This is a genomic window from Moorella mulderi DSM 14980 (assembly GCF_001594015.1).
GTDB classification, from domain to species: Bacteria; Bacillota; DSM-521; order Neomoorellales; family Neomoorellaceae; genus Neomoorella; species Neomoorella mulderi.
In genome coordinates this window covers 56,489-79,999 of record NZ_LTBC01000009.1, presented here as the reverse complement: position 1 = coordinate 79,999, position 23,511 = coordinate 56,489, and the positions used below count along the sequence as shown (strand labels likewise).

Below are 23,511 nucleotides of genomic sequence, written 5' to 3'. Positions count from 1 at the left end.
CTAATGGCCATTCTCGGCATCGATACCAGTGCCTATACCTGTTCAGTAGCCATCGTCAGCGTTGACGGCGAAATACTTACAGCTCACCGCCGCCTGCTGCCGGTACCCCCGGGGGAAAGGGGACTACAGCAGGGAACGGCGGTTTTTCATCATGTCCAGAGCTTGCCGGAACTGCTGGCTTTAGCCTTTGCCGACGTGCCGGCAACCCATCTCAAAGGAGTGGCGGCTGCCACCAGACCCCGGCCCGTAGCAGGCTCTTATATGCCGGTTTTTACCGTAGCCGCCGGGCAGGGCCGGATACTGGCAGCGGCATTGCAGGTACCCTTCCTGGCCACTACCCACCAGGAAGGGCATATTGCCGCGGGCCTGTGGTCGGCAGGCTGGCAGCCGGAAGGTCCCTTTCTGGCCGTCCACCTGTCGGGAGGGACCTCCGAAATTCTCCAGGTCAGCCGTAAATGCGGTGGTTTTAATATTAGCAAACTGGGGGGCACCCTGGATCTTCATGCTGGGCAGCTGGTAGACCGGGTCGGGGTGCTTATGGGCCTGAAGTTTCCCGCCGGGCCGCAGCTGGAACTGCTGGCCCGGGAAGCCGGAGGAGGAGATGGAGAAAAGGTCCGGCTGACCTCAGCCGTCCGGGGGTACAATTTTAGTTTTTCCGGGCCGGCCAGCCAGGCAGAACGCCTGCTGGCTGCAGGCGCTCCCCGGGCGGCCATCGCCCGGGCGGTGGAGCAGTGTATTGCCAATACCCTGGAGAGGGTCTTGCGGCCGGCCGTGATTGCTACCGGGATTAAAGATATTTTAATCGTCGGCGGGGTGGCGGCCAATACCTACCTGCGCAGCCGCCTGCGTCACCGCCTGGAACACCGCGCCGTAGGAGCCCGCCTTCACTTTGCCGCCCCGGAACATAGTTCCGACAATGCCATCGGCGTGGCCCTCCTGGGCCGCGAGGTAGTTTAGTGCGCCTTTACCGGTCGCCGGCGCAGGTCGGGCAGGGGAAGGGCCAGGGCAGCAGCCAGGGCAGGAATAATGGCCAGGAGGTGGATGACAAAGGGGACACCCCTGGCATCGGCAATACCACCCAGCAGGAGGAGCCCCAGGCCGCCGGTGCCGATGGCAAACCCCATCATCAGGCCGGAGGCCACCCCGATATGCCGGGGCATCAAGGACTGGGCCAGGACAATGGCCGGGGCAAAGGTAGAAACTACCGCAAAGCCGCTCAAAGCCAGCAATATGGCCACCCAGAGCCCTTTGACGTAAGGGAAGGCCAGGACCAGGGGGATAAGCACCAGCATTGAGGCGATGATCATCTTTTTGGCTCCCCAGTAATCGGCGAGACGCCCGCCTACCAGGGTACCCACTGCCCCGGAAATAAGGAATATGGAGAGCATGGTGCTGGCGAAGGCGGCCTCACCATGCAGGTAATGCTGGTAGTAAAAGGGGATGTAATAGGTTAAACCGGTATGCAGCCAGGAACGTAAGATGACCACCAGGACCAGCAGAGTAATGGCCGCCAGGGAAGTATGACCAACATTTTCTTTTTGCCTGCCGGCAGCAGCTGCCCGCTGGCCGGCGGCCATGGCGCGACCGATAGCCGGTATGGTATGGGCCAGTAAAGTGACGGCAACGACCGTAGGAAAGAGAATCAGCCAGGAGGATTTTAAACCACCGTGGCTGAGGATGAGAGAAGCGATTATTGGCCCCAGGCCGAAGCCCAGGTTGCCGCCTACGGAAAAGACGGCCATGGAACTGGCCTGCAGGGGACCGCTGATATAATGGGCCGACTTGGAAGCTTCCGGGTGGTAGGCAGCTACCCCGAGGCCGCTGATAAAGACGATGGCTGTAAGCAAGTAGTAGTTGGGTACCAAGCCGAAGGCAGCCATACCCAGGCCGGCTAACAGGCAGCCGGTGGGCAAGAGCCAGCGCAGCTGGTACCGGTCCGACAGGTAACCGAAAAGGGGCTGGATCACGGAAGAACTGATAGTAGATAGGGCGGGAATGAGGCTGGCGGCTGTAAAGGTCAGGCCAACCTGTTCTTTATATACCGACAGGAAGATGGGCAGCAGGCCCTGGTTGATATCGGTAACTAGGTGTCCCAGGCTTAGCAGGTAAAGGATACGTTTTTGCACTTGTTTAACCCTCCAGTCTCTCATCATATCTTAAACCCTGGAAGGGTAGCGGTCAAGGATTATTAGCAGGAATATGGGTTTTAACAGCGAATATAATTAAGGTTATATTCATGATAGTTTAACTTGTAAGGGGGTAAGGCAGTTAGTGTACCGTATTGTCCGGAAAGAAGTCATGTCGCCAGTCATAAAGCTGATGGAGATTGAAGCTCCGGAAGTGGCTGCCAAAGCCCAGGCCGGACAATTTATTATTCTCCGTATAGACGAAGAGGGGGAACGCATTCCTTTAACCATCGCCGATTTTGATCGCACCCGGGGCACCATTACTACTATCTTCCAGGAAGTAGGCTACACCACCCGGCGCCTGGGTACCCTGGAGGCGGGGGATGCTCTCGCCGACTTTGTCGGTCCCCTGGGGCAGCCCTCGGAGATTGCCAATTACGGCCGGGTCGTTTGTGTTGGCGGCGGTGTCGGCGTGGCCCCGGTTTATCCCATAGCCCGCGCGTTGAAGGAAGCCGGCAACGAAGTAATTTCTATTATTGGTGCCCGGACAAAGGAACTGCTTATCTGGGAAGACGAAATGCGGGCCGTTTCTAGTGAGTTGCTGGTGGCCACCGATGACGGCAGCTATGGCCACCACGGCTTTGTAACGGACCTCTTAAAGCAGGTCCTGGAAGAAAGGGGTAATGTAGCCCGGGTCTGGGGTATCGGCCCGGTGGTCATGATGCGTGCCGTGGCGGAAACTACCAGGCCCTTTGGTGTGCCCACCATTGTCAGTATGAATCCCATTATGGTGGACGGTACGGGTATGTGCGGCGCCTGCCGGGTCAGCGTCGGCGGGGAGACCAAATTTGCCTGCGTAGACGGGCCGGAATTTGACGGCCACCAGGTTGACTGGCAGCTGGCCCTGCGGCGGATGAACATGTATAGAGAAGAGGAAGAAAGGATTCTCAAGTTCCATGAGGGAGGTGGCTGCAAGTGCCATTAATTCCCCAGAAAACTCCCATGCCTTCCCAGAATCCGAAAGAGCGTATCCGCAACTTCAATGAAGTAGCCCTGGGCTATACCGAAGAGATGGCACTGGCCGAAGCTGAGCGCTGCCTCCAGTGTAAAAAGGCTCCCTGCCGCCAGGGTTGCCCGGTAGAGGTGGACATCCCGGCCTTTATCAGCCTGATAAAGGAGAAAGATTTTGACGGAGCCATTGCTAAAATAAAAGAAAAGAACAACCTACCGGCCATTTGCGGGCGGGTTTGCCCCCAGGAAAACCAGTGTGAAAAATACTGTACCGTGGGCAAGAAGCATGAGCCGGTAGCCATCGGCCGCCTGGAACGCTTTGTCGCTGATTACCAGATGGCTAAAGGCGAGGCGGCTGTAGTGAGCAAGGCACCGGCTACTGGTTTTAAGGTGGCAGTAATAGGTTCCGGTCCTGCCGGCTTGACAGCTGCGGCTGACCTGGCCCGGATGGGACACCAGGTGACGGTCTTTGAAGCCCTCCATGTGCCCGGGGGCGTACTGATGTACGGTATCCCTGAATTCCGCCTGCCGAAAAAGATCGTCCAGCAGGAGATCGACTCCATCCGTCAGCTGGGGGTAGAGATCCGGACCAATGCCGTGGTCGGCAAGGTTACCACTGTGGATGAGCTCCTCGCCAGCGGCTACGATGCCGTCTTTATCGGTACGGGGGCCGGGCTGCCCCACTTCATGGGGATACCCGGGGAAAACCTCCTGGGCGTCTACTCGGCCAACGAATTCCTCACCCGGACCAACCTGATGAAGGCCTACCTCTTCCCCCACTATGCCACCCCCATCAAGGTGGGCAGGCGGGTGGCTGTTATCGGCGCCGGCAATGTGGCCATGGATGCGGCCCGTACCGCCCTGCGTCTGGGAGCAGAAGAATCCTATATAGTTTACCGCCGTTCGGCAGCCGAAATGCCGGCCCGCAAGGAAGAAGTAGAGCACGCTGAAGAGGAAGGGGTCCAGTTCCACCTCCTCACCAGCCCGGTGAAAATCTATGGGGACGACCGGGGTGTGGTGACGGGTATGACCTGCCAGCGCTTTGAACTGGGCGAGCCTGACGCATCCGGTCGCCGGCGGCCAGTGCCCATCCCTGGTTCCGAGTATGATATGGAAGTAGATACAGTGGTCATGGCCATCGGCCAGGGCCCCAACCCCCTGGTCTTAAGGACCACTCCGGGCCTGGAACTCACCCGCAAAGGTACCATCGCCGCTGATGAGGCTACCGGCGCCACCTCCCGGAAGGGCGTCTTTGCTGGCGGCGACATCGTCACCGGCGCGGCAACCGTCATCCTCGCCATGGGAGCCGGCAAAGCCGCCGCCCGGGCCATCGACAAGTATTTGCGGGAGAAATGAGTTTTTCGGAGGAGTCACCCATGGTGGCGAGCCGCCACCAGAGGGCATAAAAATGCCGGGCTGGCATTTGTCGGAAGCGAGCGAGCTTTTACCGAGTGGCGAAGCGGCCCAGGCGAAGCCGAGGGATGATAAGCGGGGCCGAGGACAGGATGTCCGAGGCCGGCCTCTGAGGCAAGGATGCCGAATAGGCCGGGACCCCGCCCGAGCTAGAGGCTGAGCCGTAGGCCGCTCCACAAGGGCCAGGGAGCGAGCGAGACAATGCCAGCCTGCGAGTGAGTATTTTAAGGAGGTCTAATGCCATGCCAGCCCAAATCCTGGACGGCAAGCAGATTGCCGCCGAAGTACGGGAAGAAGTCAAGCAGGAAGTAGCCAGGTTGAAAGAGCAGGGGATTACTCCCGGTTTGGCCGTCGTCCTGGTCGGCGACGACCCGGCTTCCCAGGTATATGTGCGCAACAAACACCGCGCCTGCGAAGAAGTCGGCATCTACTCGGTAGTCCACCGCCTGCCGGCGGAAACCACCCAGGCCCAACTCCTGGACTTAATCAAACAGCTCAATAACGATCCCCAGATTCACGGCATCCTGGTACAGCTTCCCCTGCCCGGTCATATCGACGAAAAAACTGTCATCGACACCATTACCCTGGAAAAGGATGTCGACGGTTTCAGCCCGGCTAATGTCGGCAACCTGGTCATTGGTGATAAGTGCTTTTACCCCTGTACGCCCCATGGCTGCATGGTCCTCATGGACAAGACCGGGATTGATCCCAAAGGTAAAAAGGCAGTTGTCGTTGGCCGCAGCAATATCGTCGGCAAACCCATGGCCATGATGCTTTTAGCCCGCCATGCCACGGTAACCATCTGCCACTCCCGCACCAAAAATCTAGCTGAAGAGTGCCGCCAGGCCGACATCCTGGTGGCTGCCGTAGGCAAGCCGGAGATGATCACCGGCGATATGATCAAGGAAGGTGCGGTAGTCATCGATGTGGGCATCAACCGCGTGGGCGAAAAAAAGCTGGTGGGGGATGTCCACTTTGAGAGTGCCGCCCAAAAAGCCAGCTGGATTACCCCGGTGCCCGGGGGAGTTGGTCCCATGACCATTGCCATGCTGCTGAAAAATACAGTCGAGGCGGCCCGGCGCTAGTGTCCGGGCAGCGGGTCCTGGCGGTGAGGGAACTCACCGCCTATTTGCAGCGCCTGATAGGTAATGACGGCCGCCTGGCCAACGTCTGGGTCAAGGGGGAGATCTCTAACTTACGCCGGCCGGTGTCGGGGCACCTCTATTTTACCCTGAAGGACCAGGTGGCTGCTTTGCGCTGCGTAATGTTCCAGGGCCGTAGCCGGAACCTGAGCTTTCGCCTCCAGGACGGCCTGGAGATAATAGCCAGGGGCCAGGTAGCCATTTATCCCCGGGACGGCGTTTACCAGCTTTATGTAGCTGAAATCTTCCCGGCCGGAATGGGGATGGCCAGCCTCGCCCTCCAGGAGCTGGCGGCCCGCCTGGAACGGGAAGGTCTTTTTGCCGCCGAGCGTAAACGGCCCCTGCCCCTCCTACCGCGCCGGGTGGGCCTGGTGACCTCACCCAGCGGTGCCGCCCTGCGGGATATGGTTACCGTCAGCCGGCGGCGCTTTCCCGGTATTGACCTGGTACTGGCCCCGGCTACCGTCCAGGGTGACACTGCCCCCTTGGAACTGGCCCGGGCCCTGGAACTCCTGGGCAAACTGGGCGGGGTCGACGTGATTATCATCGGCCGCGGCGGCGGCTCAGCCGAGGACTTGAGTGCTTTCAATACCGAAGTCGTCGCCCGGGCCATCTATGCTTGCCCGGTACCGGTTATTGCTGCCGTTGGGCACGAGACGGACCTCACCCTGGCCGACAGGGTGGCTGACCGGCGGGCACCAACGCCTTCGGCTGCCGCCGAACTGGCCGTCCCGGTAAAGACCGAACTGGAAGAGCGCCTGGATATACTGGCTGCCCGTGCCCGGCGGGGGGTGGAGCACCGCCTGCAGATGGCGCGGGCCAGGCTCGAACGCCTGGTTAAAAGCCGGGGCATGGCCCAGCCCCAGCAGGAACTGTATTATCGCCAGCAATACCTGGACGGGCTAGAGCAGCGCCTGCTGGCTTCCTGGCAGCGCCATTACGGGGCCAGGGAACAGGCCTTGCAGTTGTTAACGGCCCGCCTGGAGGCCGCCAGCCCTCTGGCCATCTTGAGCCGCGGCTATGCCGTCTGCCGGCGTCCCGGCGGGGGCCCCCCCATCCGGCACAGCCTGGAGGTGGCTCCCGGGGAAAAGGTGGAAGTAGTCTTAAGCCAGGGCCGCCTCCAGTGCCAGGTGGATGATGTGGACGGTGGCTAAGGTATCTCTAGCGGATATGTAAATAGTGGTAAAAGCCAGGCAAATAACGGCACTTTAGGAGGAACCAGAGCATGCCTGAAGGCGAACAGCTAAAATTTGAAGAAGCCTTGCAGAAACTTGAGGGTATCGTCCGGGCCCTGGAAGGAGAAGGCCTGACCCTGGAAGATTCCCTGGCCTATTACCAGGAAGGGATCAGGCTGGTGCGCCTGTGCCGGCAGCGCCTCCAGGAAGTCGAGGGCAAACTCCAGGCACTCCTGGTCCATGAAGGCGAAGTAGTACTGAAAGAAATCTCTCTACCCGGGGGTGAGGGTTACGGAGCTTGAAAGTTACCTGGCCTCCCGCCGGCAACTGGTCCAGGAAGCCTTAGAAAAGAGCCTGCCGCCGGCGGAGAGTTATCCCCCGGCCATTCACCAGGCCATGCGCTACAGCCTTTTTGCAGGAGGTAAGAGGTTAAGGCCTATCCTGGTCCTGGCGGCGGGTGAGTCTGCAGGCAGCCCCCCGGAACCCCTCCTGCCGGCCGCCTGCGCGGTGGAGCTCATCCATACCTATTCTCTCATCCACGATGACCTGCCGGCTATGGATAATGATGACTATCGCCGCGGCCGGCCCACCTGTCATAAAGTTTTCGGTGAGGCCATCGCCCTGCTGGCCGGGGATGCCCTCCTCACGCAAGCCTTTGCCGTTTTGAGCCAGGTGCCGGCCGGCATCCCGCCGGCGAAAGTTCTCCAGGCCATCGGCGAACTGGCTACCGCCGCCGGCAGCCAGGGGATGATTGGCGGCCAGGTGGTGGACATGGAGGCCGAGGGCCAGCCGGCGACCCTGGAAATAGTTAATTACATCCACACCCACAAGACCGGCAGCCTCATCCGCGCCTGCCTGCGCCTGGGCGGCATTTTAAGCGGGGCCGGGGAGGAGCAATTGGCAGTACTTACGCGCTATGGCGAAAACCTGGGGCTGGCTTTCCAGATAACCGACGACATTCTCGATATTGAGGGCGATTTTACCCGCATGGGTAAAAAAGGCGGGATGGATGTGGCCCGGGGCAAGGCAACCTACCCGGCCTGCTTAGGTCTAAAAAAGGCCCGGGAGATAGCCAGGGAACTCTGTGCCGAGGCGCAAAGTTTAGCCCTGTCCCTGGGCCCGGCTGCCGAACCTTTATTCCTCCTTGCCGGTTACGTTCTCAACCGGCAAGGATAGTCATACGCTGAGCATAAAGGTGTCCGGGGCAGGGGGAAAAGGCATACCGGTGCTGGCTGCCGGCCAGCACCATAGACGGCTTAAGGCTACCAGGGGCTTCTGACTGTGGTGCTTGCCGTTTAAAGACAAATACCTTATAATACATCCTGCCAACTAAAAAATTTTGCCTACTCTATATTGGTGGGTGGCGCAGTATTCTAGTCAAGACCACCATCTTTGAAGACGGGCCTAAAAATCCGTCAAGGGCACACCGATGAAGTTCCTGGTGCTGGCTGCCGACGCCCAGTCGGGGGTTGGTACTGGGAGTTAAGGAGGGGGGGCGATCTACAATGGCATGTAGGCGTGGACCCTCCCTCCGTGGAGACCCAGGTGCGTGGGAAAGTTCCTGCGGCAGGAGCAAATACTATGGCCTGGGGTAGAAACCTGCAGTCGGTACGAAGGGTGCTGGCTGCAGCGTAGCCTGCCTTGAGCGGTAGTGGTGGATGCGGGTGGGAAGCACCTGTCAAGGTCTTCGCCGAAGACCTGTTGACCATAGCGGAAACCACTACTGCAAAAGAGGCTAGAAGATGGCCGGGCTTGTCGAGGAAAACTCCTAGACTGTTTACCACCGGTAAGGCTGGCCGGGGATTAAAGTATGTGCTAAGTGGTAATCCAGTCCTGCCTCCGGCGACGGCGCAGGGCACCCTTTAAAGGGAAACCGCCACAGCGGCGACGCGTGGTAGGGTGCCGGGAAAACCTACTGGACCTAAGCCATAACATTTATCCGGCCAGCTGCCACCCACCTAATTATGAAGTAGGAGGCCGGAAACATTTTGACCAGATTACAAGGTCGTTCCTCCTGGAAAAATGCCCTGACCATGGGCGGGGGGACTTTTTTTATAGCCCTGGCCATAGGCTATGGTTCCCAGGTGTTTCTGGGTAGAATAACTTCCATAATTTTATCCTTTACCCTGTTGATGTTAATTATCCTGGCCGGTATTGCCTTTGATATAGTTGGCGTAGCCACGGCAGCGGCCAGTGAGGCGCCCCTGCACGCCCGGGCGGCCAAAAAGATCCCCGGTGCCCGCCAGGCCCTGGGTTTACTGCGCAACGCTGAACGGGTGGCCAGCTTTTCCACCGACGTGGTAGGGGACGTCTGCAGTACCTTGAGCGGTGCAGTCGGGGCGGTAATTATCTTACGCCTGGTAGGCCAGCATGGGGCGGAAGACCTGCTGGTCAGTACCCTTATGACGGCCGTTATCTCGGCTGTGACTGTAGGAGGCAAAGCCCTGGGCAAGGGATTTGCCTTGCACCAGGCCAGTGACATAATTTTTTTTGTGGGACGGGTGTTGTACGGTGTGGAAAGACTAACCGGGTGGCGCCCCTTTAACCATGCACCCCAGAAAGGACGGCGGCCATGAACCTGCTGGATAAAATCAAGGAACCGGCTGATGTGAAAAAGCTGAATAACCAGGAACTCGAGTTACTGGCCACGGATATACGCCGGGAACTGGTCCGGACGGTGTCCCGCACTGGCGGTCACCTGGCTCCCAACCTGGGGGTAGTGGAATTGACCCTGGCCCTCCACAGTGTTTTTGATTTACCCCGGGATAAAATCATCTGGGACGTGGGCCACCAGTGCTATGTGCACAAGATGCTCACCGGCCGGCGCTCCCAGTTTAGCACTTTGCGCCAGTTCGGGGGCTTGAGCGGCTTTCCCAAGCGAGCCGAAAGCCCCTATGATACTTTTGATACCGGTCATAGCAGCACCTCTATTTCGGCCGCCTTAGGTATGGCCCTGGCCCGGGATTTAAAGGGTGAGGATTACCAGGTTGTGGCGGTAATTGGCGATGGTGCCCTGACGGGTGGCATGGCCTTTGAGGCCATGAATCATGCCGGTCACCTGAAGGCCAGCCTGATTGTGGTGCTCAATGATAATGAAATGTCCATCTCCAGCCCGGTAGGGGGTATGGCGGCCTACCTTTCCCGCCTGCGGACGGATCCCATGTACTCCCGGGGTAAGGAAGAACTGGAAAATCTCCTCAACCGCCTGCCCCATGTGGGGCCACGGGTTTTAAAGATAATTGACCGGATGAAGGATAGCTTTAAATACCTGGTTGTCCCAGGAATGCTTTTTGAGGAACTGGGCTTCACCTACCTGGGCCCCATTGAAGGCCACAACATTGCCCGGCTCAAAGAAGTGCTGCAACGCGCCCGTGCTACCCGCGGGCCGGTCCTGGTTCATGTAATTACAACCAAAGGCAAAGGTTACCGGCCAGCTGAAACCCATCCCGGCCGCTTCCACGGCGTTGGCCCCTTTGACCCGGATACAGGTGAACCTTTAACTGCGGGGGGACCGCCGACTTATACCTCCGTTTTTGGCGCCGAACTGGTACGCCAGGGGGAAAAAAACAACCGCCTGGTGGCCATAACGGCGGCTATGCCCGAGGGTACCGGCCTCATTCCCTTTGCCCGGCGATTCCCAAAACGCTTTTTTGATGTCGGCATTGCCGAGCAGCATGCCCTGACCATGGCCGCCGGCCTTGCGGCAGCGGGATTAAAACCGGTAGTGGCCATTTACTCCACCTTTTTGCAGCGGGCCGTTGACCAGGTCATCCATGATATTGCCTTAATGGAACTACCGGTAGTCCTGGCCATTGACCGGGCCGGGCTGGTAGGTGAAGATGGGGAAACCCACCAGGGCCTCTTTGACCTGGCCCTGCTGCGTAGTATACCCCGGATGGTAATCATGGCTCCCAAAGACGAGCAGGAACTGCGGCACATGCTGGTTACAGCCATCCAGCACCACGGGCCAGCAGCCTTACGTTACCCCCGGGGTGCCGGCGTGGGTGTACCGTTAACTGGTGCGGCCCAGCCCCTGCCTATCGGCAAAGGGGAGGTCCTGCGCCCGGGCAGGGATGTAGCCATCCTGGCCCTGGGTCCCCTGGTTTACGCCGCCCTGGCCGCCGCTGGAGAACTGGCCGCCCGGGGTATTGAAGCGGCAGTCATCAACCCGCGCTTTGTTAAACCCCTGGACGCGGAGCTAATTCTCACCTGGGCCGCTAAGACCGGCCGCCTGGTGATGGTTGAGGAACACGTCCTGGCCGGCGGTTTTGGTAGTGCCGTCCTGGAATTGCTGGCTGCCAACGGCAGGGAGAGGACGCGGGTGCAATGCCTGGGGATTAAGGACGAGTTTGTCCCCCAGGGTAAACCGGCAGTTTTACGGGAACACTTAGGTTTGACGCCGGCGGGGATCATCAAGGCCGTCCAGCAGGTGCTGGAGGAAGAGCCGGTGCTTACCAGGCATAAATTGGGTACCAGGGAGATTTCCGGTGGCTAGACAACGACTGGACCTCCTGCTGGTGCAGCGGGGACTGTTTGCCAGCCGCCAGCAGGCACGGGCGGCCATTATGGCTGGCGAGGTGCTGGTCAACAATGTCCTGGTAGACAAGCCCGGGGAGGGGGTCCCGGTTGATGCGGAGATACGCCTCACCGGCCAGCCCCTGCCTTACGTCAGCCGCGGCGGTTTAAAGCTGGAGAAGGCCTTAAAGGTTTTTAATATTGATTTACGCGATAAAATAATCCTGGATGTGGGCGCGTCCACCGGTGGCTTTACTGACTGTGCCCTTAAACACGGCGCCGCCAGGGTATATGCCGTTGATGTCGGTTACGGCCAGCTGGCCTGGTCGCTCCGCCAAGATCCCCGGGTAACTGTCCTGGAAAGGACCAACGCCCGTTACCTGGAACGGGATACCCTGGGAGAGCTGGTTGATGTGGCTACTATTGATGTGGCCTTCATCTCCCTGGCGAAAATCCTCCCGGCCGTCCTCCGCTGCCTGAAACCGGAGGGGGAGATTATTGCCCTGGTCAAGCCCCAGTTTGAAGCCGGCCCGGGCCGGGTCGGTAAAAAGGGAGTTGTGCGCGACCCGGCCGTGCACCGGGAGGTTTTAAAAGAAGTAATGACCGGGGCAGCCGGGTTGGGTTTAAAAATCTATGGTTTAACCTGTTCCCCCATCAGCGGCCCGGAGGGTAACCTGGAATTTCTCCTCTGGCTGGGCTTAAAAGGCCAGGGCCTAGCACCAGGAGAATGGCAGCCCCTGATTGAACAGGTAGTAGCTGAAGCCCACCAGGAAGTGCGTTAGATTTGAAGTGAGGGAGACTATTGCAGCGGATTGGCATGGTGGCCAACCTGGATAAGCCGAGGGTAAGGGAAGTAGCCCTGGAACTCATGGACTACCTGGAAGGCCGGGGCGTGAGGGTAGTGGTATCCACCAGCAAAGCTGCCGCCCTGGGTTGCCCGGAAAAAGGCGTGCCGGAAAAAGAGCTGGCAGGTGCCGATTGCCTCTTAGCTTTAGGTGGTGATGGCACCCTCCTGCGGGCGGCGCGGATAGTTGCCGGTACCGCTACGCCCATTCTCGGCGTCAACCTGGGTCACCTGGGGTTTTTAACCGAAATTGAACTGGCTGAACTTTATCCCGCCCTGGATAAGCTCCTGGCCGGTGATTACCGCCTGGAAGAGCGGATGATGCTCCAGGGTACTGTCAGGCGCCCGGACCAGGCGCTAAACTGCCAGGCCTTAAATGACGTGGTAATTACCAAGGGTGCCTTTTCCCGCATGCTCCGCCTGGAGGTTTATATTGGCCCGGCTTACCTGGATACTTACCCGGCCGACGGCCTCATTGTCTCCTCACCTACGGGTTCGACGGCTTATTCCCTGTCGGCCGGTGGCCCCCTGGTATCACCGGAACTGCAAGTGATGATTTTAACACCCATCTGTCCCCATACCCTTTACAGCCGGCCCCTGGTTGTACCCGGGGAACAGCAGATCAGGGTCCATGTTCACGCCCAGGGAGCGGAAGTCATGCTTACTGTTGACGGCCAGCAGGGATGGCACCTGGAAAACGGGGACGTCATTACCGTTACCCGGGCTGGAGTACCTACGTACCTGATACGTTTAAAGAATAACACCTTTTACAGCCTGGTACGGGAAAAATTGCGGGAAGGGGGGAACCGGCAGTATGACGAAAGCCAGGCGCCAGCAGTTGATTCTGGAAATAATAGCCAGCACCCCGGTAACTACCCAGGAACAGCTGGCCCGGGAACTGCACAAGCACGGCCTTAAAGTGACCCAGGCTACCGTTTCCCGGGATATTAAGGAACTTGGCCTGGTGAAAGTGCCGGCAGGGGAGAACCTCTATCGCTACGCGGCACCGCCAGGACAGCCCCTGGTCAATACTTACGGCCGGTTGCAGCGCCTCTTTGAAGATTCCGTGGTTAAAGTAGACGACAGTGAGAATTTGATTTTAATCCGCACCATGCCGGGGACGGCCCATGCCGTTGCCTCCTGCCTGGATAACCTGGCCTGGCCGGAGATTATCGGGACGGTAGCCGGGGATGATACCATCCTGGTCATTGTTAAACCCAAGGAAGCTGTGGCCACGGTCTTAAAGCGCTTTGAGGAGCTCAGGGAAGGGTGAGGCCATGCTCCAGGAATTGCAAATTGAAAATTTTGCCTTAATCGAATCCCTGCAGCTGGACCTGGAACCGGGGCTAACGGTACTCACAGGAGAAACCGGCGCCGGCAAGTCCATCATTGTCGATGCCGTAGGGCTTCTGGTGGGGGCGCGGGCTTCAGCGGAGTATATTCGCGCCGGCTCCGAACGGGCCGTAGTGCGCGGGCTCTTCCAGGCTGCTAACATACCGGGACTGGAAGAAATCCTGGCCGGGTTTGGTATGCCGGTAGAGGCTGACGGGAGCCTTTTGCTCAGCCGGGAAATCAGCCGCAGCGGCCGGCACAGCTGCCGGGTTAACGGCCGCAGTCTCACTTTAAGTATGTACCAGACAATTGGCCAGATGCTGGTAGATATCCACGGCCAGCACGCCTACCAGTCCATTCTCAGACCCGCCTCTCAGATGGACCTGCTTGACGGCGTGGCAGGTTTAATGGAGTTACGGGCACAAGTCAAAGAACTTTACATAGCCTGGCAAAATTTACTAAATGATCTGGCGGAACTCGGCGGCGAGGCCGCAGCAAGGGAACGGCAGCGCGACCTGTTGACTTACCAGCTAAAGGAAATAGCCGCCGCCAATTTAAGCCCGGGCGAAGATGCAGAATTACTCCAGGAACGGGAGATCCTAAATAATGCTGCCAGGCTGGCTGAAGGGGCGGCAGCGATTTACGCCGCCCTTTTTGAGGAAGAGGGCAGGGCGGCCTATGACCGCATCAGCCAGGCGGCGGCAGAACTGGAGGCTATGGCTGCCATTGACGCCGGCCTTAAACCCTGGCAAAATTTGCTGGAAGCTGCCGCTGCCCAGGTGGAAGAGGTAGCCCGTGGTATCCGCCGTTACGGGGAAAAGCTGGAGTACGACCCGCAAAGATTAAAACAAATTGAGGAACGACTGGAATTGATTAAAAACTTAAAGCGTAAATATGGGGCTGATATTCCGGCCATTTTGCGCTACCAAGCGGAAGCGGCAGCTGCTTTAGAGGGCCTGGAGCAGAGGGTGGCCAGGGCTGCGGCCCTGGAAAAAGAAATCGCTGCAGCTGAAGCCAGGTACCGGGAAGCAGCCCTGCGTTTACGCCGGCAGCGCCTGGAGGCAGCGCAAAAATTAGCTGCCGAGATAACCTCTGTATTGCACGACCTGGCCATGCCGGCGGCCCGGGTAACGATAGCCTGCACGGAAGCCTCCCGGCCGGGACCCGCAGGTATGGATACGATAACTTTTCTCTTCCAGCCCAACCCCGGGGAAGGGAGCCGTCCCCTGGCCCAGATTGCCTCGGGCGGGGAAATGGCCCGGGTAATGCTGGCCTGCAAGAGTATTTTAGCCGGAGTCGATGCGGTACCAACTTTGATTTTTGACGAAATCGATGCCGGGGTGGGCGGTGCTGCCGCCCGCTCGGTGGCCAGAACCCTGGCGGCCATTGGCCAGCGCCACCAGGTTCTCTGCATTACCCACTCGGCGCAGCTGGCCGGTGTTGCCGGGCAGCATTACCGGGTGACCAAGGTTGTCCAGGGCGGGCGTACCTTTACCAGGGTAGAAAAATTGCAGGGCGAGGCCCGGGTGGAAGAACTGGCCCGGTTATTATCCGGGGAAGCGAGTCCGATTGCCAGGGAGCATGCGCTCGCCCTTTTAGAACAGGCCAGGGCCAAAAAATGAAATTTATGTTATTTACATTTAAAAATCGCAAATTATCCCCTGATCGCTTCCTAATGCAGGCTATATCTCCTCCTCAGGTCGTTTTTAACAGCATAAAAGCAACGGCCTGGGGTTATTTTATGTTTAGAAGCAAAAACAAAATCCCTGAAATGGGGGGTGGTGCCCTTGAAACGCCTGGGGCGCCAGGTTCTCGGCCTGGTGCTGGCGGCAGTGTTATTGTATGGAGGAATGCTCCCGCCGGTACGCGGCTTTTTTTCTCTGCCCCAGATGCAACGCCTGTCGACGGCAACGCCTTTTAAGTTGAACTGGGAACTACCGCCGGGCCTGGCCCGGCAGGTAGAAATACAGGTTAACAGCCTTGATGAAACCAGTACCGCCAGTCAGGGCCGCCCGGGCTGGTGGCAGTTACAATTAAAATTATTTGGCCTCATTCCCTTAAAAAATATTACCGTGCAGATGGTCCAGCCGGTAAGTGTCTATCCCGGCGGCCAGGCCATTGGTGTCCTGCTAAAAACAGAAGGGGTAATGGTAGTGGGCCAAGCAGCCGTAAGGGACGGCCAGGGCAACATGCTTTACCCGGCGCGGCAGGCCGGGCTGGAAACAGGCGATACCATCGTGGCCATTGATGGCCAGAAGGTAAGCAGTGACCAGGAAGTGGCCTCGCTGATCGATGCCGCCGGGCGGGCCAATCGCCCTTTAAAGTTAACAGTCAGAAGGGATGAGCGTTTGTTAAGCTTAAATATACAGCCCCTGTACTGCCAGGAGACGGGACGTTACCGGATCGGCATCTTTGTCCGGGATAGTACCGCCGGTGTCGGGACGTTAACTTTTTATGACCAGGACAAGAGTATCTTTGGCGCTTTAGGGCATATCGTTACCGGCAGCGATGGCCAGACGGGAATGAATATCAGCGGTGGCCGGATTGTCGCGGCAGCCATCCAGGGGATTCACCAGGGGAGGCGGGGCCAGCCGGGGGAAAAAATAGGTGTATTCCTGGAAAACAGCAGCTTTAGTGGCATAATCCAGAAGAATACCACAGTTGGCATATTTGGAACAATAACGGGTAATATTCCCGGTTTTTTTACCTCGCCTTTACCGGTGGCCCTGGCGGAGACGGTGCACCCGGGACCTGCCGAGATTTTAACTGTAGTTGAGGGAGAAAAGGTAGAAAGGTTTCAGGTGGAAATTGAACGGGTTATGCCCCACCAGCGAGCCAGTGGCAGGGGGCTGGTCCTACGTATAACCGATCCCCGGCTACTGGCCTTAACGGGAGGCATTATCCAGGGTATGAGCGGCAGCCCCATTCTCCAGGATGGGCAACTGGTGGGGGGCGTAACCCATGTGTTTATTAACGATCCTACCAGGGGGTATGGAGTGCTGGCCGAATGGATGATCCAGGAAACAGATCTTGTCTCACCAACCAGGGGAACTGTCGTCGAATCCCCTGGAAATTTACATATAATGGAAATAGATGTTGGATAACCAAAAGTTTTGCTTCTTTATGCGATTGGAAGGATTATCCCCTGTTGACGTCGAAAACTATCTCGCCTAAAAAATGACATGGGGCTTTAGGAGGCGGGATGAAATACAATGAAAGAACCTATTAAAGTATTAATTGCCGATGATAATCGGGAATTTTGTGAAGTACTGGAGGAATTCTTTAATGAGCAACAGGATTTTATTTTATCGGGGATAGCCCACAATGGCCATGAAACCCTGCAGCTTATCCAGGAACAGGAGCCGGACGTAGTAATTCTAGATATAATCATGCCCCATCTCGACGGCATTGGTGTTCTGGAACAACTCCATGCTTTAAACTATGAACCGCGGCCGAAAATAGTCATCCTGACGGCTTTGGGCCAGGAGAACATGACCATGCGTTCCATGGAGCTGGGGGCCGATTACTACATACTTAAACCCTTTGATCTGGAAGTCTTGGGCAACCGCTTGCGCCAGCTGGCCAACGGGCAGGCCCTGCCGGCAGCACCCGCCCAGGCAAATCGCGGCGGGCGCAATATGGATATTGAAGTAACCAGGATAATCCACCAGATGGGGGTGCCGGCCCACATTAAGGGTTATCAATACTTACGGGAAGCCATCCTGATGGTCATTGATGACATCAGCCTCCTGGGTGCGGTGACGAAAGAACTTTATCCCCTGGTGGCGCGTAAATTTATGACCACTCCCAGCCGGGTAGAGCGCGCCATCCGCCATGCCATCGAGCTGGCCTGGGACCGGGGCAACGTGGAGATGATGAATAAATTCTTTGGTTATACTATTAATGTAGAACGAGGCAAACCGACCAACTCGGAATTTATTGCCATGATCGCCGATAAACTGAGAATAGGGGCCAAGATAAATTAAACCTGCAGGAGGTCAGGGGGGAAACTGGCGCTAACGCCAGTTTCTTATTTCTTAAGGTGCCCTGCAGGCCAACATATAGTGACATAGTTTTTAGGGAGGGAGATAAAAATGGACCTTACTGAAGTACTGCTGACTTCCGAACGCATCTATGAAGGCCGGATTTTAAACCTGCGCCGGGACCGGGTACGGCTGCCGGATGGCCGTGAAGCCAGCCGCGAGGTGGTGGAACACCCGGGCGCAGTAGCCATTATCGCCCTGGATAAAGAAAAAAACGTTTATCTTGTCCGCCAGTACCGTTACCCTATTGGCCGGGTAACCCTGGAGATACCGGCCGGCAAACTTGATGCCGGGGAAGAACCGGTAAATTGCGCCCGCAGGGAGCTGGCCGAGGAAGTGGGCCTGGCGGCAGCTGAATGGCAACTGCTTTTAACCTTCTACTCTACCCCAGGCTTTTCCGATGAAATCATGTACCTTTTCCTGGCCACCGGCCTCAAACCCCACCGGGAAGAAGCCGATGCCGATGAATTTTTGGAAGTTGTACGGCTGCCTTTGCCTGAAGCCGTGGCCCAGATCTTTAAGGGTACTATCCAGGATGCCAAGAGTATTGCCGGTTTACTGGCTGCTGCCCGTATTTTGCAGGCATAAATGTCCTCCGGCGGCATAACTATCTAGGGGATGATATCTGACTTACCGGCCGGGGAGGGAGTGAGGTGGAAAGGGCCCTTGCCAGGCACATCAGGGACAACCTGGGCATATATCTGGTTGTATTTTTCTTTTTCCTGGGAGGAATTATTGCCGGAACGGTTACAATTTACTTTCTGGAGCAACAGCAGGTAATCCAGCTGGCCGCCTACCTGGATAACGTCTTGCAACAATTTAACGCTAGCGATTTAAGCGGGTATAAAGGGGTTTACCAGGCCATTATCAATGCCCTTAAAGAGACCGGCCTGGTATGGTTTTTGGGTTTAACGGTAATTGGTATACCTTTGATTGTAGCCATTGTCTTTTTAAAGGGCTTTATCCTGGGTTTCACCGTCGGCTTTTTGGTGCAGCAGAAGGCCTTCCAGGGAGTGGCCTTTTCCCTGCTGGCCATCCTGCCGCCCAATCTTATCCAGATCCCGGCCTTATTTGTGGCGGCTATGCTGGGCATTTCCTTCTCCACCGGTTTAATGCGCGGGCGAAGCTTAAGTGAAAAGGGCATTTTACCACGGTTTTTAGCTTATTCCTTTTTCATGTTGCTGGTAACGGTACTGGTAGTAGGTGGGGGACTGGTAGAGGCTTACCTGGCGCCGGTTTTTGCCAGGGTGGTACTTAATTATTTTTAAAAGATTGGAGGGATAGGGGATGATTGTAGTTGCCATTAGTAAATGGCGGCAGAAGGTTGTCTGGCTACTGGCGGCCGTACTGGTGGCCGCCGTCTTGCTGGGACAGCTGGTGGGGAGTGGACGATCGAACCTGGCAACCCAGAGTAACAGTCCGGCTGCCGTCCAGCAACAGGAACAACCGGCTGCTGCCCCGGCAGCCGGGGATACAGGCCTGGAGGGTTTATTAGAGAAGTTAAGAAGCTTTTACCGGGGTGAATAAAGGGTATAAAAAATCCGCCTGCTAGAGGCGGGTTTTTTATGGCTTTTTTTGGCGCTGATGGAGGACTTTTACCTGTACATGTGGAAATAATCTGGTAAACTTAAGGGGAATGGTGGTGCGCCGTGCGTGAGCTGGTGGATGAATTTCTTTACTACCTGGTGGTGGAACGGGGGCTGGCGGAAAATACCCTGGCTTCCTATAACAGCGACCTGCAGCAGTTTTTGCATTACCTGGAAAATGGTGGGGTAAAATCTTTACGGGAGGTTAACCACGGTTTGCTGGTAGCCTACCTGATGAAAATGCAGCAGGAAGGCCGGTCGCCAGCTACGATTTCCCAACACCTGGCGGCCTTGAAATCCTTTTACCACTTTTTGTTAAGGGAACGCCTGGTGGAAAGCGATCCTACGGCCAACCTGGAATCCCCCCGGCAACTAAAAAAACTACCCCAGGTATTGACGGTGGATGAGGTTGAGAGGCTCCTCAACCAGCCGCGCCCGGATACGCCGGCGGGTTTAAGGGATAAAGCAATGCTGGAATTGCTTTATGCCACAGGCCTGCGGGTTTCGGAACTGGTGGCCCTCAATGTGGACCAGGTTAACCTGGAGGGGGAATTTGTCCGCTGCCTGGGCAAGGGTTCCCGGGAAAGGGTGGTTCCCATGGGCCAGGTGGCCTGTTTCCACGTGCGGACATACCTGGAGAACGGGCGGGGCAAACTAATCAAAAAGACGGCGGAACCGGCTCTCTTTGTCAACCAGCACGGCCGGCGTCTTTCCCGCCAGGGTTGCTGGAAGATCCTTAAAGGCTATGCCCGGGCAGCCAACTTGAAAAAGGAGATAACGCCCCATACCCTGCGCCATTCCTTTGCCACCCACCTGCTGGAAAATGGCGCTGACCTGCGTTCGGTCCAGGAGCTTCTAGGTCATGCCGACATTGGTACGACCCAGATCTACACCCATCTTACCAGGAAAAAGATCCGCGAGGTTTACGACCGTACCCACCCGCGGGCGTGAGAATATTTGCGGAGGCAATATCTACAATGGTCTTAGATCGCGTCATTCTCATCGTTCTAGACAGCGTTGGCGTCGGCGCCCTGCCCGATGCCGCCAAATATGGCGACGAAGGCAGCAATACCCTGGGGAATATCGCCGCTGCGGTAGACCTGCACCTGCCAAATATGGCGCGGCTGGGGCTGGGCAATATTCTCCCCCTCAAGGGCATTGCCCCGGTAGCCGCCCCTGCAGCCGCCTATGGTAAAATGGCTTCCCGGACGGCCGGCAAGGACACCACCAGCGGCCACTGGGAGCTGGCCGGCCTGATTTTAGAGCGGCCCTTCCCCCTTTATCCCAGCGGCTTCCCGCCGGAAATTATCGAGCCCTTTGAAAAGGCTATCGGCCGCAAGGTCCTGGGCAACAAACCGGCCTCCGGTACGGTTATCATCGAAGAGTTGGGCGCCGAACATATGCGGACGGGTTACCCCATTGTTTACACCTCGGCCGACAGTGTCTTCCAGATTGCGGCCCACGAAGACGTCATCCCCGTGCAGGAACTCTACCGTTACTGTAAAATTGCCCGGCAACTACTGAGGGGTGAACATGCGGTAGGCCGGGTAATTGCCCGGCCCTTCGTTGGGGAACCGGGGCATTTCATCCGCACCGACCGGCGGCAGGATTTTTCCCTGGAGCCACCCCGGCCCACCCTGCTGGATGCCGTCATGAACGCCGGCCTCCAGGTCATGGCAGTGGGTAAAATAAAAGACATCTTTGCCGGCCGGGGCATCAGCCGCTGGATTCATACCCACGACAATATGGATGGTGTGGACCAGACCCGTAACTTTATCCGGGAAAGTAATCGCGGCCTCATCTTTACCAACCTGGTGGACTTTGATATGCGCTACGGCCACCGCAACGACGTGGCCGGCTACGCCGCGGCCCTGGAAGCCTTTGACCGGCGCCTGCCGGAGTTACTCGAGGCTTTAAATGAAAAAGATGTCCTGGTGCTTACCGCCGACCACGGCTGCGACCCCACAACCCCCAGCACCGATCACTCCCGGGAGTATGTACCCCTTTTGGTCTACGGCAACCGCATCCAGCCGGTAGATCTGGGTGTCCGGTCCACCTTCGCCGACCTGGGTGCCACAGTGGCTGAACTACTGGGTGTACCGTATGATCTGGCAGGGGAGAGCTTTGCTTCTATGTTGATGAAATAAATGCTCATATTTTCCCCCCATCGCTAATATAAGTTAAAAGAGAACAAGCCTGGCGAGGGGGCGGTGGGGTGCGTAAGACAGGAATTCTATTACTGGCCTTACTCCTGGGGTTTTGCTTAATACCGGGTGGTTTATTATTGGCTGAAAGTTCAGGAACAGCTGGCGTAGCCGGGGCCCTGCCGGTGGATGCGCAACCGGCGCAGGCTGCTGCAGGCAATCAGGCAGCGGCAGGTCTGACCCTGGACGCCAAAGGAGCTATCCTCATGGACCCCCAGACGGGGGAGATCCTCTGGGAGAAAAATGCCCATGCCCGTTACTACCCGGCCAGCATGACCAAATTGATGACCATGGTGGTAGCTATGGACATGGTGGCCAGTGGCCAGGCCAGGCTGGATGAACCGGTACAGACCAGCGAGCGGGCCGAAAGCTTTGGCGGATCGGAAGTCTTCCTGGCCGCCGGGGAGACCTTCCCCCTGGAACAAATGCTTATTGCCATCGCCGTAGCTTCGGCCAATGACGCGGCAGTGGCGGTAGCCGAACACCTGGCTGGCTCGGAGGAAGCCTTTGTAGCCATGATGAATGCCAAGGCTAAAGAACTGGGTTTAAAGAATACCCATTTTACCAACTGCCATGGCCTCCATGATGAGCAAAACTATACTTCAGCCTACGATATGGCCGTTATTGCCCGTTATGCCCTGAAGTACCCCAAAATCCGGGAGTGGACCTCCATCAAGCGTTACACCTTCCGCAAGGAGCCCCTGTCGATCCTGGATAATACCAATAAAATGCTCTACTGGTACCCGGGGACCGACGGCTTTAAAACCGGCTTTACCGATGCCGCTGGCTTGAACCTGGTATCAACGGTAGAAAGGGAAGGCCTGCGTTTAATCGCCGTGGTCATGGGCGTGGAAACCCCTAACGGCCATTTCACCGATTCCATGAAGCTCTATAACTGGGCTTATAAACAGTGGGCTTTCCAGCAGCTCTACGGCCCCGGCCAGGTGGTAGCCACGGTACCGGTAGGCAAGGGCCGGGTGGAACAGGTCAAAGCTATCACCAAGGGTAAAGTTGGGGCGCGGGTCAGCCGCATCCGGGGCAAGGCCGAAAAGGTAACTGCCAGGGTAGATTTACCGCCGCTTTTAAATGCTCCCGTTAATGAGGGCCAGCAGGCCGGCCAGGTGACGGTCTTCAGGGATGGTAAAGAGATCGACCACGTCGACCTGGTGACCGGCGAAGCGGTAGCCAGGGCATCCCTTGGCCAGGAAATTACCAGGGCAATCCGGGCCGTCTTCACCATTCGACAATAATTTTACCATTATTTAGCAGGAAGAAAGCCGGTGAAGAGCGAATTAACCCCTTCGGAGATCGTAACGAGGGGGTTTTTCCTTTGCAGGTTTTTTTTAGCATGGAAGGTAAAGAACTCTGGGTGCGGGTCAAGGGAGAGGTTGACCTGGAAAGCGCTGACGCTTTGCGCCGGGAACTGGAAGCCAGCCTGGATCACGCCCACCCGGAAGTATTGATGCTGGATCTGGAAGGAGTTACCTTTATGGATAGTTCAGGGCTGGGAGTAATCCTGGGCCGTTACCGGCGTTTAAAGAAGCAGGGAGGTAGGGTGGTCATTTGCCGGCCCCAGCCCCAGGTAAGGCGGTTGCTGGAAATATCCGGCCTTAGTAAAATTATGACCATCCATCCCCATGGACCGGAAACTGCGGGAGGGGTTGACTGATGGCTGGTGAGGCACAAGTTAAAAACAGCATGGCCCTTGAGTTTTTAAGCCTGCCGGAAAATGTCGGGCTGGCCAGGGTAGCTGTGGCTACCTTTGCCGCCCAGGTGGACATGACCCTGAATGAACTGGAAGAGATTAAAGTTGCCGTTTCCGAGGCGGTGTCCAATGCCATCATCCATGGCTATAATGGAGAACCCCAGGGAATAGTGCGGGTGGCTGTGGAGCGCACGGAGGCAGGGCTGGTAATTACCGTGGAGGATAAGGGGTGCGGTATCCCCGATGTGGCCCTGGCCATGCAGCCGGCCTACTCCACCGATCCCGAGCGGATGGGCCTGGGTTTCGCCTTTATGCAGGCCTTTATGGATGAACTGGAGGTGACCTCGGAGCTCAACCGGGGAACGCGGGTGAGAATGTTTAAAGCCTTCAAGGGAGAGATTGGAAAGTAGTTAAG

General features: G+C 57.3%; 24 protein-coding genes. 23 read left to right on the top strand and 1 reads right to left on the bottom strand.

The annotated features are described in order from the left end of the window. Nucleotides 1-3 precede the first annotated feature (3 nt). Nucleotides 4-957 carry a Kae1-like domain-containing protein gene (locus MOMUL_RS10860; RefSeq protein ID WP_062284858.1) on the top strand — a complete coding sequence of 318 codons (954 nt, stop codon included), beginning with the start codon at nucleotides 4-6 and terminating at the stop codon, nucleotides 955-957. On the opposite strand, the gene MOMUL_RS10855 is transcribed toward MOMUL_RS10860, so the two are convergent. Then, entirely contained in the window at nucleotides 954-2,126 is a 1,173-nt protein-coding gene (locus MOMUL_RS10855; protein ID WP_062284856.1) for an MFS transporter, read from the bottom strand. The genes MOMUL_RS10860 and MOMUL_RS10855 overlap by 4 nt on opposite strands. Before the next feature lie 145 nt (nucleotides 2,127-2,271). Between MOMUL_RS10855 and MOMUL_RS10850 the strand changes: the two genes are divergently transcribed. The 22 genes from MOMUL_RS10850 (at nucleotide 2,272) to spoIIAB (ending at nucleotide 23,506) form a co-directional block, all read left to right on the top strand. Then, a complete protein-coding gene (locus MOMUL_RS10850; RefSeq protein WP_062284855.1) occupies nucleotides 2,272-3,111 on the top strand; it encodes a sulfide/dihydroorotate dehydrogenase-like FAD/NAD-binding protein in 840 nt (279 codons plus the stop codon). A 17-nt stretch (nucleotides 3,112-3,128) separates the two neighbouring features. Further along, nucleotides 3,129-4,493, top strand: a complete 1,365-nt coding sequence (gene gltA / locus MOMUL_RS10845) for an NADPH-dependent glutamate synthase (RefSeq protein ID WP_054935418.1) — start codon at nucleotides 3,129-3,131, stop codon at nucleotides 4,491-4,493. A gap of 299 nt (nucleotides 4,494-4,792) precedes the next feature. Then, nucleotides 4,793-5,635 carry a bifunctional methylenetetrahydrofolate dehydrogenase/methenyltetrahydrofolate cyclohydrolase FolD gene (gene folD / locus MOMUL_RS10840; RefSeq protein ID WP_054935385.1) on the top strand — a complete coding sequence of 281 codons (843 nt, stop codon included), beginning with the start codon at nucleotides 4,793-4,795 and terminating at the stop codon, nucleotides 5,633-5,635. Beyond that, a complete protein-coding gene (xseA, locus tag MOMUL_RS10835) occupies nucleotides 5,635-6,846 on the top strand; it encodes an exodeoxyribonuclease VII large subunit (RefSeq protein WP_054935386.1) in 1,212 nt (403 codons plus the stop codon). Before folD ends, xseA begins: the two co-directional genes overlap by 1 nt. Nucleotides 6,847-6,917: 71 nt before the next feature. After that, nucleotides 6,918-7,169: an exodeoxyribonuclease VII small subunit gene (xseB, locus tag MOMUL_RS10830; RefSeq protein WP_054935387.1), complete on the top strand. Its 252-nt coding sequence runs from the start codon at nucleotides 6,918-6,920 to the stop codon at nucleotides 7,167-7,169. Further along, on the top strand, nucleotides 7,150-8,043 hold the full coding sequence (locus tag MOMUL_RS10825) for a polyprenyl synthetase family protein (protein ID WP_062284853.1): 894 nt from the start codon (nucleotides 7,150-7,152) through the stop codon (nucleotides 8,041-8,043). Before xseB ends, MOMUL_RS10825 begins: the two co-directional genes overlap by 20 nt. Nucleotides 8,044-8,855: 812 nt before the next feature. Continuing rightward, a complete protein-coding gene (locus MOMUL_RS10820) occupies nucleotides 8,856-9,443 on the top strand; it encodes a CNNM domain-containing protein (protein WP_062284851.1) in 588 nt (195 codons plus the stop codon). Beyond that, a complete protein-coding gene (gene dxs / locus MOMUL_RS10815; protein WP_062284849.1) occupies nucleotides 9,440-11,362 on the top strand; it encodes a 1-deoxy-D-xylulose-5-phosphate synthase in 1,923 nt (640 codons plus the stop codon). Before MOMUL_RS10820 ends, dxs begins: the two co-directional genes overlap by 4 nt. Beyond that, a complete protein-coding gene (locus MOMUL_RS10810; RefSeq protein ID WP_062284847.1) occupies nucleotides 11,355-12,164 on the top strand; it encodes a TlyA family RNA methyltransferase in 810 nt (269 codons plus the stop codon). The genes dxs and MOMUL_RS10810 overlap by 8 nt, the downstream gene beginning before the upstream one ends. A 20-nt stretch (nucleotides 12,165-12,184) precedes the next feature. Continuing rightward, nucleotides 12,185-13,144 (top strand): NAD(+)/NADH kinase, encoded by a 960-nt coding sequence (locus tag MOMUL_RS10805; RefSeq protein WP_062284845.1) that lies wholly within the window; start codon nucleotides 12,185-12,187, stop codon nucleotides 13,142-13,144. Further along, nucleotides 13,041-13,499 carry an arginine repressor gene (gene argR, locus MOMUL_RS10800; protein WP_062284843.1) on the top strand — a complete coding sequence of 153 codons (459 nt, stop codon included), beginning with the start codon at nucleotides 13,041-13,043 and terminating at the stop codon, nucleotides 13,497-13,499. Before MOMUL_RS10805 ends, argR begins: the two co-directional genes overlap by 104 nt. 4 nt (nucleotides 13,500-13,503) lie before the next feature. After that, entirely contained in the window at nucleotides 13,504-15,180 is a 1,677-nt protein-coding gene (gene recN, locus MOMUL_RS10795; RefSeq protein WP_062284839.1) for a DNA repair protein RecN, read from the top strand. Between the two features lie 159 nt (nucleotides 15,181-15,339). Continuing rightward, nucleotides 15,340-16,662: a SpoIVB peptidase gene (gene spoIVB / locus MOMUL_RS10790; protein WP_062284837.1), complete on the top strand. Its 1,323-nt coding sequence runs from the start codon at nucleotides 15,340-15,342 to the stop codon at nucleotides 16,660-16,662. Nucleotides 16,663-16,770: 108 nt separating this feature from the next. Next, nucleotides 16,771-17,544, top strand: a complete 774-nt coding sequence (gene spo0A / locus MOMUL_RS10785) for a sporulation transcription factor Spo0A (RefSeq protein WP_062284836.1) — start codon at nucleotides 16,771-16,773, stop codon at nucleotides 17,542-17,544. A gap of 108 nt (nucleotides 17,545-17,652) precedes the next feature. After that, nucleotides 17,653-18,189 carry an NUDIX domain-containing protein gene (locus MOMUL_RS10780; protein ID WP_062284834.1) on the top strand — a complete coding sequence of 179 codons (537 nt, stop codon included), beginning with the start codon at nucleotides 17,653-17,655 and terminating at the stop codon, nucleotides 18,187-18,189. A gap of 65 nt (nucleotides 18,190-18,254) precedes the next feature. Continuing rightward, nucleotides 18,255-18,869, top strand: a complete 615-nt coding sequence (gene spoIIM / locus MOMUL_RS10775; protein ID WP_062284832.1) for a stage II sporulation protein M — start codon at nucleotides 18,255-18,257, stop codon at nucleotides 18,867-18,869. Nucleotides 18,870-18,888: 19 nt separating this feature from the next. Further along, the gene (locus MOMUL_RS10770; RefSeq protein ID WP_062284831.1) at nucleotides 18,889-19,128 is read left to right on the top strand and encodes a hypothetical protein; all 240 of its coding nucleotides are present in this window, start codon (nucleotides 18,889-18,891) and stop codon (nucleotides 19,126-19,128) included. A gap of 122 nt (nucleotides 19,129-19,250) precedes the next feature. Then, a complete protein-coding gene (gene xerD / locus MOMUL_RS10765; RefSeq protein WP_062284829.1) occupies nucleotides 19,251-20,138 on the top strand; it encodes a site-specific tyrosine recombinase XerD in 888 nt (295 codons plus the stop codon). A gap of 26 nt (nucleotides 20,139-20,164) precedes the next feature. Further along, a complete protein-coding gene (locus MOMUL_RS10760; protein WP_062284827.1) occupies nucleotides 20,165-21,334 on the top strand; it encodes a phosphopentomutase in 1,170 nt (389 codons plus the stop codon). 137 nt (nucleotides 21,335-21,471) lie between these two features. Continuing rightward, nucleotides 21,472-22,641, top strand: a complete 1,170-nt coding sequence (locus MOMUL_RS10755) for a D-alanyl-D-alanine carboxypeptidase family protein (protein WP_169802193.1) — start codon at nucleotides 21,472-21,474, stop codon at nucleotides 22,639-22,641. An 80-nt stretch (nucleotides 22,642-22,721) separates the two neighbouring features. Further along, on the top strand, nucleotides 22,722-23,060 hold the full coding sequence (locus MOMUL_RS10750; protein ID WP_084785603.1) for an STAS domain-containing protein: 339 nt from the start codon (nucleotides 22,722-22,724) through the stop codon (nucleotides 23,058-23,060). Then, nucleotides 23,060-23,506, top strand: coding sequence for an anti-sigma F factor (gene spoIIAB, locus MOMUL_RS10745; RefSeq protein ID WP_062284824.1), 447 nt, complete (start codon nucleotides 23,060-23,062; stop codon nucleotides 23,504-23,506). The genes MOMUL_RS10750 and spoIIAB overlap by 1 nt, the downstream gene beginning before the upstream one ends. Nucleotides 23,507-23,511: the final 5 nt, after the last annotated feature.

Excerpts from the sequence above, each read along its gene's own strand:
- MOMUL_RS10860 (WP_062284858.1), top strand. The coding sequence starts at position 4 with ATGGCCATTCTCGGCATCGATACCAGTGCCTATACCTGTTCAGTAGCC.
- gltA (WP_054935418.1), top strand. The coding sequence starts at position 3,129 with ATGCCTTCCCAGAATCCGAAAGAGCGTATCCGCAACTTCAATGAAGTA.
- folD (WP_054935385.1), top strand. The coding sequence starts at position 4,793 with ATGCCAGCCCAAATCCTGGACGGCAAGCAGATTGCCGCCGAAGTACGG.
- xseB (WP_054935387.1), top strand. The coding sequence starts at position 6,918 with ATGCCTGAAGGCGAACAGCTAAAATTTGAAGAAGCCTTGCAGAAACTT.
- dxs (WP_062284849.1), top strand. The coding sequence starts at position 9,440 with ATGAACCTGCTGGATAAAATCAAGGAACCGGCTGATGTGAAAAAGCTG.
- argR (WP_062284843.1), top strand. The coding sequence starts at position 13,041 with ATGACGAAAGCCAGGCGCCAGCAGTTGATTCTGGAAATAATAGCCAGC.
- recN (WP_062284839.1), top strand. The coding sequence starts at position 13,504 with ATGCTCCAGGAATTGCAAATTGAAAATTTTGCCTTAATCGAATCCCTG.
- spo0A (WP_062284836.1), top strand. The coding sequence starts at position 16,771 with ATGAAAGAACCTATTAAAGTATTAATTGCCGATGATAATCGGGAATTT.
- MOMUL_RS10780 (WP_062284834.1), top strand. The coding sequence starts at position 17,653 with ATGGACCTTACTGAAGTACTGCTGACTTCCGAACGCATCTATGAAGGC.
- MOMUL_RS10770 (WP_062284831.1), top strand. The coding sequence starts at position 18,889 with ATGATTGTAGTTGCCATTAGTAAATGGCGGCAGAAGGTTGTCTGGCTA.
- MOMUL_RS10760 (WP_062284827.1), top strand. The coding sequence starts at position 20,165 with ATGGTCTTAGATCGCGTCATTCTCATCGTTCTAGACAGCGTTGGCGTC.
- spoIIAB (WP_062284824.1), top strand. The coding sequence starts at position 23,060 with ATGGCTGGTGAGGCACAAGTTAAAAACAGCATGGCCCTTGAGTTTTTA.